General features: G+C 40.9%; 12 protein-coding genes. 1 reads left to right on the top strand and 11 read right to left on the bottom strand.

The window, feature by feature from the left end; translation table 11 throughout:
* Positions 1-146: 146 nt before the first annotated feature.
* The 9 genes from IE070_RS09360 to IE070_RS09320 all read right to left on the bottom strand — a co-directional run bounded on the left by IE070_RS09360 (position 147) and on the right by IE070_RS09320 (position 11,239).
* Positions 147-1,421 carry a hypothetical protein gene (locus IE070_RS09360; RefSeq protein WP_189482771.1) on the bottom strand — a complete coding sequence of 425 codons (1,275 nt, stop codon included), beginning with the start codon at positions 1,419-1,421 and terminating at the stop codon, positions 147-149.
* Entirely contained in the window at positions 1,422-3,875 is a 2,454-nt protein-coding gene (locus IE070_RS09355; RefSeq protein ID WP_189482769.1) for a VanZ family protein, read from the bottom strand.
* Between the two features lie 44 nt (positions 3,876-3,919).
* Positions 3,920-4,780, bottom strand: a complete 861-nt coding sequence (locus IE070_RS09350) for a hydrolase 1, exosortase A system-associated (RefSeq protein WP_189482768.1) — start codon at positions 4,778-4,780, stop codon at positions 3,920-3,922.
* Entirely contained in the window at positions 4,777-5,589 is an 813-nt protein-coding gene (locus IE070_RS09345; RefSeq protein WP_189482765.1) for an alpha/beta hydrolase family protein, read from the bottom strand. The genes IE070_RS09350 and IE070_RS09345 overlap by 4 nt, the downstream gene beginning before the upstream one ends.
* A complete protein-coding gene (locus IE070_RS09340) occupies positions 5,579-6,661 on the bottom strand; it encodes a GNAT family N-acetyltransferase (RefSeq protein WP_189482764.1) in 1,083 nt (360 codons plus the stop codon). Before IE070_RS09340 ends, IE070_RS09345 begins: the two co-directional genes overlap by 11 nt.
* Positions 6,662-6,743: 82 nt before the next feature.
* Positions 6,744-7,496 (bottom strand): hypothetical protein, encoded by a 753-nt coding sequence (locus tag IE070_RS09335; protein WP_189482762.1) that lies wholly within the window; start codon positions 7,494-7,496, stop codon positions 6,744-6,746.
* A complete protein-coding gene (locus IE070_RS09330) occupies positions 7,496-8,449 on the bottom strand; it encodes a glycosyltransferase (RefSeq protein ID WP_268247351.1) in 954 nt (317 codons plus the stop codon). Before IE070_RS09330 ends, IE070_RS09335 begins: the two co-directional genes overlap by 1 nt.
* Before the next feature lie 31 nt (positions 8,450-8,480).
* On the bottom strand, positions 8,481-9,413 hold the full coding sequence (locus IE070_RS09325; protein ID WP_189482759.1) for a polysaccharide deacetylase family protein: 933 nt from the start codon (positions 9,411-9,413) through the stop codon (positions 8,481-8,483).
* Positions 9,410-11,239: an arsenate reductase/protein-tyrosine-phosphatase family protein gene (locus IE070_RS09320; RefSeq protein ID WP_189482757.1), complete on the bottom strand. Its 1,830-nt coding sequence runs from the start codon at positions 11,237-11,239 to the stop codon at positions 9,410-9,412. Before IE070_RS09320 ends, IE070_RS09325 begins: the two co-directional genes overlap by 4 nt.
* Positions 11,240-11,477: 238 nt before the next feature.
* Between IE070_RS09320 and IE070_RS09315 the strand changes: the two genes are divergently transcribed.
* The gene (locus IE070_RS09315; protein WP_189482754.1) at positions 11,478-12,959 is read left to right on the top strand and encodes an oligosaccharide flippase family protein; all 1,482 of its coding nucleotides are present in this window, start codon (positions 11,478-11,480) and stop codon (positions 12,957-12,959) included.
* 50 nt (positions 12,960-13,009) lie between these two features.
* Here the strand turns inward: IE070_RS09315 and IE070_RS09310 are convergent, their stop codons facing one another.
* Together IE070_RS09310 and IE070_RS09305 are read right to left on the bottom strand one after the other, a co-directional pair.
* Entirely contained in the window at positions 13,010-13,957 is a 948-nt protein-coding gene (locus IE070_RS09310; protein WP_189482752.1) for a glycosyltransferase, read from the bottom strand.
* Between the two features lie 68 nt (positions 13,958-14,025).
* Complete coding sequence (locus IE070_RS09305; protein ID WP_189482750.1) at positions 14,026-15,339, bottom strand: putative O-glycosylation ligase, exosortase A system-associated; 1,314 nt, start codon at positions 15,337-15,339, stop codon at positions 14,026-14,028.
* Between the last annotated feature and the right edge of the window lie 56 nt (positions 15,340-15,395).

Below are 15,395 nucleotides of genomic sequence, written 5' to 3'. Positions count from 1 at the left end.
TGAAAATACAGCTTGAAATGCAAGTTGTTCTGGCAGATTTTAACCGCTGTATCAGTATAATGTTTTTATCATCGCAAAAATATATTTGCTCTATCTGCTTAGAGTATTCACCGTCATAAACTCCCACTTGTTGTTCAATTTTCTTCTCAGTAATAGTGCGTGTTAGTTAGTGGGGGCGCTAGGTGCATATTTTGAATATTAGGGCTGTTTTCCTGACATAGATGAAGATGACAAAGTATTCTGGGCAGATTAGGCCAGCTGCCAAGCGCAGTATTAGCCCGGTATTTAAACTGATGGTTACCTGGGTATCTGTCATGTGCGCCTATGATAAGATTATTCTCCAACAGCACCAAGGGTTGATTATTGCCGCTGTGCAGCAGAATATTGCTGCTAGGGCGCTCCAGCAGCAAAATATTGTCGATTAATTTTATAGTGTTAGTACTATGCTGCAGCCCTTCCAGGCCAAAACCTATGGCTTGGTTATTTACTGCGTGTGGGCCTTGTTGCAATATCGATTGCTGGATCAGCAATTCTCCACCATTAGACAGATCAATTAAGCGGCTGCCAGAGGCAGAAAGTGACGAAATGATACTGCGCTCAATCACCGTTAGCGGGCCGCGCGATTTCAGGCTGTGCTGATGGCGGTTGCCAATGATCACCGAGTCTGACAAATAAAGACTATGACTGTTAAGGTATAATGAATGGGCGCGGGCGTCTTTTGCCAGGTTTTCAAAACGACTATGGCGGATCCAAATATAGCCATGTTCTTTCGCTGTTTCTAACAGCCCGGTTTGGCTGTTATGAAAGTAGACATGTTCCAGTGTTAAGCCACGGCCTTCAAGTCTGACACAGGCACCATTTTTACTGGGTACGCTAATATGCCGGCATTCAATATTCCTAACCGTTAAATTGTTACCCTGAGCCAGTATCATGCCTTTACCCGCTACAGCTGCCCGCTGCAAAATAACATGGCCAACCCCTTCAATAGTGACATTATTAGCCCGGATCGCCATAGCTGTTGTATAAATACCAGCAGGCAGTTGCAGGTGGCTGTTATCTTTGATGTGTGTCAACGCCTGTGCTAAGTCTGGATAGCTTTGGCCGTCAAGCCTGATGTTCGTTAAGGCTTGTGCTGCGGGCAACGCTTGCCAGCTATTAAAATTAGCAGCTATGTCCTGTTGTACTAATGCACTGATCTGTTCATCTGACAGTTGTGACGCAGCAGTGGCATCAGGCGCAACCTCTGACAGCGGGTTGGCAGCAGCCACAGGCAGAGTTTGCATAAGGTTATCTATAGTGCTTAACACAACAGCAGGTTGACTGCTATAAAGATAATACAAACCGATGTGAGCGGCGACGGCTACCAGTACCAGGTAAAACAGTAATAGCCGGCGGGCCAGTGCCGTCAATTTATTAAACATCTAGCTTTCCTTAGCACTGGCTCGCTGTGCAGGGCTCTGCGCCAGCCGTTGCAACTGCCGGGCCCAGAGATAAAACCAGGCCAGTATTAACACCAAGGCGAGATGAGCAATAGCATAGCGCAGTTTAAGGGTAGTGGGTGATACATAGTTATCGCGATCAGTGCTGAGTAGAAATTGCAAGGCAGAAAACACCTGTTGGTATTTTATGATCAGGCTTTCGGTAATGGTGTTGAGTAACAACCACGCAGCTATAGCTACCAGTAAAAGCCCAAGAATAGCAGCGCTCAGGCGCCAGAAGCCGTGTGACTGGCGGGCATCATTTAACGGCTTATCAGGCATGATTAAACGGCTCAGATAAGCGGCACTGCCAAACAGCATGGCCAAATACAGGCTCAGGCCCAGTGCCACCCCATAGCTGCCACGATTTGCCAATAGCTCGGTAACATTATCGGTCGCTGCAAGCTTTACTACAGCCCCATACCATATAGCGGCAAACAACAGACTAAATATGGCCCAAAGGATCAGGGCCGGTATGCTATTGCGTTCTTGAAGCAGCCGCCCGGCAAACAGGTAATTAAATTGAAACACACTAAAAAAACCGCAAAACCTAAGTAACAGTTCAAGGTAGACGGGCAGGTTGCTAACGGGCGCCCCCAAAATATCATGCAGAGATTCACGCGGTACTGTGGCAAACAGCAGCGAAAATACCAGGATGCTTTGTATCAGGATCAGTAAGGGGGAGAGCAAAGTAAAGACCGCAAATTGTTGCAGCGGCAACAGCAATGGCAGTGTCATCAGGTATAAGCTCAAGGTCAGGCCCAGTATTGCGGTATTGTTGTCGCTGAGTAATTCGCGGACATTATAAGGCAGCACAGCTAGGTTGCTGACGGCAAAAAGCAGTACCACTGTGATAAGCAAATGCAGGATCAGTAGACGGCCAGGGCTGAGTATTGGCCCGCTAGCGTGCTGCTTTTGAGCAGCCGGCCTGGCTGCAGGCGTAAGATCCCGGTCCGCTGCAGGCGCTGGCACCCTGGCCCGGCGGTAAAAAAACAGATAACCGGCAAAGCCAAGGGCGGCGCCGACTACTTTTAATATCACATCGGTCGCATCCACAGTTTTGCCAGGCAAAGCTAACTGCATACCTTCAATTACAGATGCCAGGCTGACGATATAGAGCAGCGCCATAAAGGTCAGTAACTGCTGCTGCCAGCGCTGCTGTTGTGCCAGCCATGCCAGAGCGAAAAACACACCCAGAGGGATAAAGGTCAGAATTTTTTGTGATAAAGCGGTAATAGCACGAAATTCGGTACCAAAATACAACGAGTAAAGTAAAACCTGGCTGTTAGCAAACTGCCAGCGCGAATCAATAAAGCTCCAGTCAAAATTAAAATTAAATGGGTACCAGAATAACAACATCAAAAACAGACTATACAGCAATGCCGCGCCGCACCATAACAGGCTGCGCTGTAACTGTTTGCTGGCGGCAGCTGGCCTGTCTTGCACTAATACGCCGCCTTTATGTTGACGCCATTGCTTAACGATAACTTGTGCCAGTACCCCGGCTAATAGGGCACAAATAATGTCGCTAATGTCGGTAACCCGGCTGTAGACAAACAGTTGACAAAATTCTAATAGACTAGCCATTAATACTAAGCGGCTGTAAAACACCAGTTTGGGCTGATTGGGAAAGTTCGCCAGCCATAACAATGCGATGGGCAGCCACAACACTATATCACTGGCAATGGCATAGCTCACCTGGACCAGGTTGCCTTTGTAAGCCGAAAAGGGCAGCAGCACAATACGGCCATCCTGCCATTTTTTGTACAGCTCAATTGGGCTCAGGGTTAAATCCAGCGGTAATAAGTAGTACAAAAAAAACAATGCACTGTATATCAGCAATAAATAGCTCAGAACCGATGCCTGCCCTCTTACCAGGGCTACCCCCAGCAAGAACTGTTTAACGCGCAACCCATATAGCTTATACAGTGCCACCCCAAAAGCCGCCCCCAGGGTTTCAGCAACAATGTCATTTATTGATACGGTACGCTGCGGAAAATACAGCTGAATAAATTCTATGCTAAGGGCCAGGGTAAAGCCTGACAGCACTATAGCGGCACCCAGAAACAGGTTGCGCCGCTTTGCGCCTTCTTTAAAGCTGACCGCACAGAGCAAAAATGCCAGTGGAATAAATAACAGTATGTTGGCTACCCAGTCAGCGCGAGACTGCATACCAAGGTCCAGATAACGGATTTGGCTATAGCGCGACAAGGCTTCGTCAAAGCTTATCGGCACATAGTGTAACGGCACCAGGCTGCCGTAAATGACAAAGGTCAGATAGAGTAACAGACAAATAAGTAAGCTGCGCTGCAGAGCCGGGCCATGGCCATTAGTAGCATTAACCTGATAAGTATTGCCTATTTCAGCTGTAGTAGTTGCCGTGTTTTGCATCATCATCCCGGATTATTTAAAGCGCATCCTGTGTTATCAATTTTAGTGCATTAAGGCTGTTTTATAAAAGCGATACAGCATTGTTCGACTTGCTGGCGCCACTTAGCGCTGGCAAAGGTGTGGTTAGCGGCGGCAATATGCTGGTGTTGTGCGTCAGCCAGACAGGCTGCCCAAGCTTTGTCGCTGTTACAGAGCTGCAAAAATTCTTGTGCAGTTAAATCGTTGCCGCTGGTGATCACTAATACGTTTCCTTGAAATTGCTGCCAACCCCGAAGCATTAGCTTTACATAATTTTGCTCATTTGCAATCAGCGTTTCGGTATCTGGGTATTGCTTAGCGTAACGATGCTTAAACGTCTGCCAAAGTTCAGATAAACTTAGGCGCAACATCATACCGCCGGCCAATTTTTTCCTCCAAAATTGGAAGCTTAAAAGTCGTTTAGGGTAATAGTGCCTTAGCATTACGTTAGCGTGGCTATGTTGCTGACGTACCCAGGGATTTAGCAGTATTACACCGCTAATACGCGGGTCATGTTGATTTAACTTAATTAAAATGCCGCTAGCAGCATCGCACAGTCCCCAAAGCGCCACTTTTTTAAGTTGTGGGCAGTGCTGAAAAAATGCCGCTATAGCCTGGTTAATATCCTCATCTTGCTGGTAAAACGCCGTTTTAATGCCGTTGCTGTCGCCCATGCCAGCGGTATCTAGCCGCATCGAGGCTATGCCTTGAGAGGCAAGCGCGCGACTAAGTTTAACAAACTGGCGATGGCTACCAACCCGGTACTGTGGACCACCAACAATAATTAATACTCCGGTATCAGCGTTGGTTAATGGCGCTACATCATCTGGGCTATGTAAAATAGCACTTAATGTACCATCACCGTTTGCAATGCTAATATAGCGTTCGGTCATACTGCACCTGATGTTAATTGCTGCAGGGTAAGGGCGATCAACGTATCGGCGCTGGCGAGCTCTGCGCTTTGCCAGTAGAGTTCGTCTTTTAAAGGTACGAAGTTAACGCCGCCTTGTTGTAACTGTTGCAGCATGTTTTTTACCGGCAGGGCAGTGGTGTTCAGTTGTGACGTTTCAAACCAGCTTACACTATACTCAGGCAACAGTGCAGGCAAGGCGGTATTCATTTGTGCCAAACTGCGGTAGAACGCCGGACTAATCGGGTAGCCGGCAATTTCGATGCTTTGACCGTTCGCCAGCTGCTGCTGCAACTCTTTCTCACTAATTTTAGCGCCAACCGCCATGGCTTCAGCCACTTTAATGCGGACAAACTGTTGCCAAAATTTATCAATGTCGAATACCGGTTGCCACAGGATAAGTTGCTGAGCTTTTAAAGCTAAGTTGCTATGATTCAGTAAATCAAAAAGTTGCAAGACGCCAAAACGCACGGCGAGAAAATTAACCTGTTCAAAACCGTCGTTTGCCAGGGAAGCCAGCAGCTGCTGCAAATCATTACGCCAAATAACCGTTGTGGCTGTGTCTAAATCACCCTCACTGTCACCCGTACCGTAATGATCTGGCAAAAGAACTTTCCATCCCTGCTGTTGTAAGGGTTCTGCAAGTTTGCGGTATAAATGCCGTACTTTGTTTTGTTCTTCAGCAAAGGGCTGCAGTATGACCAGCACGGGGGCATTTTTCTGCTTAGAAGGCCATTGGGTTAGAAAATATTTACCTTGTGTGCCTGTTACAAATTCAGCCTTAATTGTCATGCCGTGCTCGAAATATTAGGTGATGCATTTGTCGGGCTATAGTTTTTAGTGTGGTTTTTAGCCATTGCTTTGACCATAACCAGCGGCCTGTTAACGAGTTTATATTAAACAGCTCAGCGCCATACAATTTAAAATTAAAATCCATCCACATAGCTTTATAGTTGTCGTTTCCGGTTAAGAAATCAATAGACGTCACCTTATCAATGTCAATGACATAATTCACCATGTCAGCCATAAGAACGGTTCCCGGCGACAGGTTATCAAAAGCCTGGTCCTGTGCCAGTTTATAAATAGCAGCCTTTGAGTGATGCACCAGCCATAATTGGCAGGCAACCGGCTGTTCGTCAATGAACAGCAAGCCTAACCTAAGCATGCCGTTAGCAGCACTATAGTTTGCCAGCCAATTAATAAAATAACGGTCGGTTTCAGGTTGTTTCCAGCTTTGTTGATACACCTGCCAGTATTTAAGCATCAACTCATCTGTTAGCTGGCTGTGTATTTCAATTCGGCTACCACTACTTAATAATTTGGCACGTTTGCGCTTTATGGTGTTTTTTAACTGACCAGGCCTCTTATGCCAGTATTCCTGGTTACTACTACAGTTAGCTAACCAGTTTTCTGAATGCTCAAATACATGGGTACGCAAACACCCATTAAGCTTAGTGAGTTGCTGTATTTGCTCTTGCCTTAGTGGTGAAAGCTGGCAATACACCCAATTAGGTTGCAGCTGGGTAAGCGCATGCAACAGACATTGCCATGGATTTGCTATTATAAGTGTTGTTGAAGAAATAATGTTAAAGGAAGGGCTATACACGTCTGTCAGGCTACTCCAGTAACGACCATCTTTAGTGCTACAAAGGGGCAGGGCGAGGCAGCGTGTATGCTCGGACCAGACCTCAAGTAAAAAAAAGTGCAGCGTTGGTTGCTGAGTAAGGCGTTTAAATTCTGCCAAGGCTAAAAACCAGTTAATGTCTTGCTGCCAAGGCCAATTAGCATTTGCGGTATCGCTTAATGTTTCCGGTAGCCCATGCAAAGGTTGCAGAAAAAAAGTTAGCTTAAAGTTGTTGAACATAGTTTCAACTTTGAGGGCCTTTGACCTTTTCAAGCGCGTTCCTTAATGTGCTTAGCGGCAGTGAAGATAGCTTCATTTTCCGCTAAGCATTTGACTTCAATTGACTTAATGTATCTTCGTAGAGTGAATTTATAGATTTAATGTCTATCTGTGTTAAGTCATATTCTGAATAATCGGTTGTTACTTTCTTCACCTTTGCTGAATTCAAATTTCCAGAATGATCACCTGCATTGCCCACACCTGTAAGCTTCTGGGTTTTAAACTCAGGACTTAAAGGTGTAGTAAGCTTTAAATAGTCAGTAATGCCAGCTAAACATTCTGTTGTGTTATCCCGCAATTGTTCTGCATCATAATAAAAGTAGTTATTAAGCTGCTTACTAATCGTAACCAAATATTGCAAGCGTGCAATGTAATAATCAGCTGCGCCCTCTAAAGTGGAAAATACATGACTAGGATCCACTTTTTGATAAAGTTTTATGATACTCGGAATAGTGGTTTCAGGCTTTCTGATGCTAATTAACACCTTTGCATGCCTGTTATTAAGAAGTGTAGGAGAAACGAAGTGCTCGTTGTGCAGCACCTTATCAAACATGTATTTGCTTTTTTCTTTCAAGTCATGCTGCTTACAATATAACAGCTTTTGCCGAATTAAACTTTTCCAACTGTAATAACCTATATGTTGTTCATAGTAGCCGTTTATTTCAGAGTTGCTACCTAAAATATGACCAATTAAGCTGGTGTTTGCCCGCATATGGCTGAGTAATATTATAGGTTTATAATTTTTAATTAGGCTTGGTTGCTTTAATAATGTTATGAGGTGTATAAAGTTTTCCATTACTTTTCTCTTGAAATCATTTTTATAAATACTAATGCTGTGAATGATGCCCATTTAAGATTAAATTCTATTGCTAACGCTCGAACAGCATAATAGTAAGCAAGCTTAAATGATTTTTTTTTGTTAAATAATTCAGAAATATGTTTGCAGCTGTATTTTATTGATTTTTTACATGCTTTTTTTAGTTCGTAATTCTTTGCAATTAACAAATTTTTTTCAGCAATCCTTAATTGTATTTCTCTTTTATTAAGGTTATCTAAAGCATTAGATGCGCTTACTCTTTTTTCTGGAATATGGTGTTGTGCTATGTAATTCGAGTCAAATACAATAAAAGTTGCGTTATCAACCAGCCGCCAAAAAAGATCTTTGTCTTCTTCATATCGCAACGATTCATCAAAACCATTTACGTTGTTGAATAATGCTTTGTCTACTATTGTGCAGTTAAGGTGCGCAAAACCACTGGCTGAAAATAACCATTCAGGTTTGGCTAATACTGCGCTCGGTGTAAGAGTCAATTGTTTTGATACTGAGTCATTGAGAGAATCAAGCCATAGTGGTTTTTCTGCTTTTGTGCCATCGGCGCATATGGCGTTCTGGTTAGTAAAATATAACTCTAATTGACCAGCAGATTGGAATGTATCAACAAATCTAGCTAGATGCTCAGTATCAGTCCATAGATCGTCATCGTCTAAAAATGCAATAAATTTTCCAGTCGACTGATAAGCTGCAGTATTTCGCGCAAAGCTGGGACCATGACCGTTCGGTCGTTTGGGTAGATATAGGAATTTAACCCGATTATCTGTGTTTCTTTCAATATCGTGATATTGAGTTAGATGTTCTTCATCACTACCGTCATTGACTACGATAACCTCAATATTTGTATAGGACTGATTGAGCACAGAGTATAGTGCCTCAAAAAATTGCAGAGGACGATTTCTTGTGGCAATTAACACTGATATTTTAATGCACTGTGTCGTCAATTTATTAATCCGCTCGAATACTACTAAATTCGTTTAAAAGTTTTAAGGTGTCATTTCTTAACTTAGACAGATGTTTATCTTCTGGAATATAAGGTGTAAGACCTACTTTAACACTCGGCGAATGAAAGGAAAAAATAAAATTTTCTACTCCTATGTCGTTAAGACTTTTTAAGAGCTTGTGCATTTCTTTATAACTATAACCTTCCGGAGATAGCCGAACTCTTTTTACACCCAACAGTTTAAGTATTACCTTGCCAATAAATGAATTGTTGAATTTTGCCAGGTTTTGGCTGTCACGGTTAAAATAATTGGCAACGCCGTTGCAGTAACTAATGTAGCCTGAAGTATGAGGAATGCACCTAATCCCATCAATGCTTGTTTCAGAATTGGTGTAATTAGAAAAGTCAGGCCCATGATAACTGCTAAAGTCGGCAAAAGCAGAAATACTTACATCTAGTTTGTACCCTAGTTTTTTTAAGATTTGGTAAGTATTAGCCCCTGTTCCATATCGCCCTGCCAGGTAAGTGGTAGGGCGCCTTCCGGTCTTTTGTTCGATAAGTGTAGTTAAAGAAGTTAATTTGGCTTCTTCAGTGTCTGCAGAAAGGTTACCTGGGAATGAATAAAAATCTTCAATTTCATCACCATCAATGGTAGGCTCTTCAAACGGCGGGTTTACCCATGGGTGTAAATGTGACGCAAATTCAACGTTTTTATATTGCTGTTGTTTAAAGTGCTCAATGACTTTAGTGCCTTGTTCGCTACTTACAAAAGCATAGTCCATGGCAAGCACTACTCTGACTCCAGTTGCAAGGATTTGGTCAACAAATGTAGTCAGCTCTGCGCCATGCGTAATGTTGTTGTTTGAGCGAAAAAAACCACCACCCCAATCAAACTCTTCCTCTGCATGAATAATTACAGTTAGTTTGCTTCTTATCATAATTTATTGTCTTTTATTTTAGCAGTTTTATACTGTTCTAATATATGCGTTAATGCCGCAGCAATTAGCTCATAACATTTTTTTACTGCCTCTTCACCTGCGCCGTATGGGTCAGCTATCTCTTTATGGACTCCCAAGCATGAGGGGATAAAATAGGCCAGGTTAAAGACATAGCGACTTTGATAATATCTGCTAAGTTTATCTTTATTTAAATTATCAAAAATAAAAAAGATGTCGTTTTCACCTATATGCTCTTGGCGTAACCATTTAGATTTGTGTTGAGTTAAATCGATGCCCATCTTATGTGCTGTTTTGATACATTCAGGCGGGCAATGGCGCTGTTCTTTTTGATGAACACCATATGAGTCTATCGACCAATTAATTCCTTGTTTGCCACAAAGTAGTTGTAAAAAGTGACAGGCAAATGGGCTTCGCATAATATTGCCATAACAAACCATTTTGACTGTGGGGTTAGCCTTAGTTTGCAGACATGCTAATAGTCTCTTTAGCTCTGCGGCCTGAGATGGTTGTTTGTACCATGGTAGTTTCGGCAAAACATTTTCTTGATAAAACTGTCCCAACTCTGTTTTAAAAGGCATTTTGTCAGCATACAGATAACTGTCGATTCGCTCTTTGCCTAAAACAATACGGCTAAAACTTAGTAGACGCTTTGCGCAATCGGTTAGGGTAGTATATCCAGAGCTGTATTTAAGATTAAACTCAAGTTCTTTTTTAATATCGAAAATGTCATTGATAAGACTACGAGCATATACGCCCACCTTATAATTTTCTTGCCCGTAATTAGTAATGCATAAAGGTGTGGTGTTAAGCTGTTTACTGAGCAGTGCCTTGATATACATCGAGGGGAAATCTACACCAGCAAATATTGCCAGTGGCAGTGACCCCCAGAATCGGGCGTTTACTTCGATTAAGATCCAAGCTCCGGTTTGGTAGTTTTTCTTAAACTCGAACATGCCAACGCCATGGTAATTTGTCGCCTTGCATAATTTTGCACAAGCTTCGGCCATGCTTGCATCAAGCTTAATTGATTTACGATATGAGCTTCCGCCACCTGTTTTTGGTTCATTAACCCGGCTATGAGCAAAGTAAGCGACTATATTGCCGTTTAAAGCTAAGACTGACACACCTTCACCAGTGCCTTCAAAGAAACTTTCAACTAAATATGCCTCGCTTAAATCAAAACTTTGCTGCCATCTGGCATAGCTTGTTTCAGAATCGATAATTTCAACTTTTTGTCGGTTGGATAAAGAGTCAGTTTTGAAAGACAAGGTAGGTTTTATGACAAATTTACTGCCAAATTCAGCAATAAGTTGCTGATAGTTTGTGGCGCTCAAATTAAGTAGGCGCCCTACTGCATGGGGAACATTTTCTTTTTTAGCCAATGCTTTGGTGGTGTTTTTGTCGAATAAATGGTCAAAAACTTCGTTATTCGGAATCGCCAATACTGTTTTGCTTGGAAAAAGCTGATGGTTTTCATGCAAAGGGTATATTGCCCGCTCATCACAAGGAACAATTGCGTGATAATGTTCCTCATGGGCAAGTTTAAGAAGTTCTGCTAACCATTGCTCGCTAGTGTAGGCTTGATAGTTAAATGTGTATGCCTGGCGAATGAATTTTGATTTTAAAGCGGGGGAGGTTGCGTTGTAGCAAACCACATCTACTATAAAACCAGACAAGCCTAAAGATCTGATAACACTCAAAAAACTACGTGTATCTTCGCCTAGTACCAATATTTTTTGACGTTGCGGCGGTGCCGTCAGTTCGCCTTTAGGTGATTGCTGAACAGATTCGATGCCAATAGACAATTTTTTAACCTTTTTATGGTGCTAACGTTACTCGCAAAGCAAAGTGGATTTTAAGTCAATTTAGAGGAAACCAGCTTAGGTTACCAAGCAAACACTTTAAAGAAATAGTGGTGCATCGCTTTATCACTCCTATATAATGAAATATATCTGATGTTAATATGATTAGCAATTTTGACATGACGATTGCAAAGCTAGTCTAAAAAACACCTTGACTGCTAGTTAAATTTAAGAAAAAACAGTGACTGAAAAATTCTCTACAAAAAAATTACTTTTCAAAGCTTATTTATGGAACATGTTTGGCAAGTTAATTGTGCGCAGTTTGGGGATAATTAGTACACTTATTTTGGTGCGGCTACTTGATCCAAAAGACTTTGGCATTGTCGCGATAGGTATCCTCATTATTGGTTTTTTTGAAGTATTATCGAACGCTGGTGTAAACCGGTATCTGATTTTACAACCATCACCTAGCGATGATGACTACAATGCGGCCTGGACTATAAATATTTTTTTAAGGACAGTGTTAAATATAATATTAATACTGTTAGCCTCAAGCGCCGCTAGATTGTTTGAAAACCCTGAACTAGAAACCGTTATTTACATTATGTGCTTAACTGAGTTCTTTTACTCTTTTCGAAATATCGGCATGGTGAAACTTGAAAAAGAGCTTAATTATCAGAAAGAAAACAAAGTACTTATTCTGGCAAAAATATTATCTTTTTGTGCTTGTTTAACTGCGGCTTACTATTTTAGAAATTACTATGCATTGCTGATTGGAAATATTGTAAATGTCATTATCAGTATTATTGGATCTTATATGGTGGTAAGTTACAGGCCAAAATTTAACTTTAAGTTTCAGGCTGAGATGTTTAGTTACTCAAAGTTTTTGTTATTTAGAAATATTGTAAGTTATATCCGCTCGCAGATGGATATTTTGTTGGTCGGTAAGCGTTTTGGCGATGTGGCAACAGGTCAGTTTAGTGTTGCCCGGCAGTTTTCTGCCATGCCCCAATCAGAGCTTGTTAGCCCCGCAATGCAGCCTATTTTTTCTGGATTGGCGAAGTTTAAATCTGAACCCGCGAAGCTTATGGCGAATTCGATCCAGGTTTTGCAATTAGGCTACTTATTTCTCGCACCATGTGCATTAGGGTTGCTGGCAGTAGCTGAACCTTTCACACTTGTGGTATTAGGAGAAAAATGGTTGCCCGTAAAAGATTTTATTGGTGTTTTAGCATTGCTAATGATTATTTTTATTACGCAATCCGTTATAACTACCTTATACGATGCTAATAATAAAATTAAATACTCAATGTTTGGCGATTTTGCCGGCATAGTATTACTTGCTACCGGTTTTATTTATTATTCTGTAAATAGTGTTACAGAATTTGCCTATTTAAGAGTTTTTGTTGGTGCTATAAATTTTTGTTTTATTATTTATTTTGCCAAGATATTTGTTGAGTTGCCAGTAAAAAAGGTGCTGGAAGTTTTGATGCTTCCGCTTTCATTATCTCTGGCAATGTACTATTTTTTGATGTTGCTTAAACCGTATTTTTATTCATACCCAAGCGCTGTCGAACTTTTCCTCACGGTTTTTTTTGGTTTTACAATCTATGTTCTCCTATTACTTTTGTTTAGTATTCTAATACGGATATTTATTAAAGGTGGTGAGTTCAATCTGCTAATTGATAGCTTACCTATTAGTGTTTTGAAAAGGCTAAAATAAATTTTTAGTGTAGCAATACATGCTTTAGTAATTTTAAGGCATGTTAATTTTTATTTTTTTATAGTTTTTATTAGCGATTTTACATAACGCAATTTATCTTTTAAAGTAGCATTCTCAGCCATTTTAAATATAGACAAAGCATCTTTATCAAGTCCAGACCAGTAAGCTGTTCTGAAAGCTTCTAGGTAACATTCATTAATTCTTAATTTGACATCTTTTTGGTAAATAGTAGGAATGTATCCGCTATCTAACAAATCTTGGAGTATGACAGCCCTACCTATACTATTTTTAAAACTAACCGTGGACATGTTTTGTCCTGTTCTTCTGTAACTCCATGTAGTTTGCAAGTCAATAGCAACTTTCGCATCATCACAAAGAATAGCTCTTCGAGTGAAATCTGTGTCTTCAGCATGACTTCTGCTGAACTTATCCCTGATACCGCCTGTGTTATTGTATAATGTTCTTTTGATAAATAATCCAGATGGAAAACCAATGTTGAACTTTAAAAAAGCAGGGAAAGGTTCGTTTACAATTGCGAAATTGTCTTTTGCTATTGTGAGGTATTGGTTAACCCAATTATCTGGTGCTTCGGCTAATCGAGTATAGTTTTCTAATGCTTCGGGTCCAAAGCTTGTGAAATTAGAACATAAAAAATTAAATTCAGGGTTTTTATCTATAAAAGCGATTTTTCTTGATATATGATTAGGTTGCCAAATATCATCACTATCACATAAAGCAATGTAGGGTTGTGAAGAAAGTTCAATAGCGTGCCTTCTGGCTGTCCCACATCCTTGGTTACTTATTTTTTTATATTTGATCTGTTTTGAAAAAATTTTTAGGACTTGCTCTGTATTATCCGTTGAGCCATCGTCTAAAACAATGATCTCTTTTGGCTTGATTTCTTGTGCTAAAGCTCCTTCAATAGCGTCGTTTATATATTGAGCATTATTGTAGTATGTATAACAGCTGAGTAATCTAAATACATATTTTAACTCCATTGTAATAAAATTTTTTATCTGTACTTGTAGTAAGGAATAAAGCTTTTTGTCTGTTTCAGTAACTACGTTTACGTTTTATTGTTATCAATACCTGAATTAGGATGCAAATTTGCATGCAGTTTATATATTTTTATAACAGCAATAATGCCGAAAATGGCATAAAGTAAGTCGAAATAAGCAAGGCTAACGTTAGCACCTGTAATAGCAAAACCTATTATTGCTAAGTTAAGCGCTTTACTGAGCTCGACCACCCATAGCTGGTTGTTAGCAAGCGCGTATTTTTTATTTTTTATATTTGTTAAGTAGGCTAATAGTAAAATAAATAAAAATATAATAAAGCCGATATAGCCATGATCGCCAAGCACCTGGAAATAGATACTATGTGCGGCTAATGTGCCCGAATTTTCCGGAATTTCAGGTGTACTTATTGGACCAAAGCCAGGGGTAAAGGGGGCATAGCTATGCCAGATAATGGGGTTTAACACCGCGCGAAAACCACCACCGGTAGCGGGATTATCATTTGCTATCATCACTGAAATTTTCCAGGCCCATAGCCGGCCGATAAATGAACCATCTTCAGTTGCTGCAGTTTGGATGGTATCCTGTCTTTCACGCCAATGTTCGGGTGTAAATTGATAAGCCGTTGGAAGTATAATGATGGCTAATAATAGCCACAGCATTTTCCGGTTAGACTTCAGCCAAAAGGCCAATGCCAGTATAGCTAAACCGATAAACCCACCACGTGAGCCGGTACCAATAATGGCCAAGATATTGCCAAGAAATAAACCCCATAATCCTAGTTTTAAATGAAAATCTTTGGTAACAAAAACTAGATATAATATTAGTGGCAGACACATGTTAATGGCTACAGCAAAATCATTTCTATTTCGAAGCATTCCTGACCGGCCACCTATCTGATGAGAGCCTCCAGATAGGATAAATTTTAACGCTTCCATCGCCGCATAGGATGAGATTGCCAGCACTATAACCCAGATTAAGGTATCGATATGCAGCTTTTTGGTAACAATAAAAGTGATGGCAAAGTAGAGCAACAGCACCCGGATAAACTGGTTCCAGTATTCTAATGCTATGTCGCTATTAAATGCATTAAAAGAGCTGATTAGAGTCCATATAGCAAAGGCAAGTACCCAGAAACTTAACCCATTAAAAGCCAGTTTTTTATTTTTCTGGACAAATAAATAGGATAACAAAGTGATAATTACCACGGTTAAATTAAGCCGAAAACTATTGGAAAAGCCAAAAGCCCAGTTAGCTGGAGCCAGTAGTGCAATAAAAGTCCATGCTGCGACACCCAGAAACGGCTTTTTAAAACAGAAATAGATGGTGATAAATAAGAAACCTACTAATAGCAAATCACGCATCAGGGTTTGTCCTGCTTGTCCGACCAGTAAAACAAATAACAGACAACCCCTAAGAC

Origin of the sequence: Alishewanella tabrizica (assembly GCF_014652375.1) — a bacterium.
GTDB lineage: Bacteria > Pseudomonadota > Gammaproteobacteria > Enterobacterales > Alteromonadaceae > Alishewanella > Alishewanella tabrizica.
This window is presented reverse-complemented; position numbering and strand designations above follow the sequence as displayed.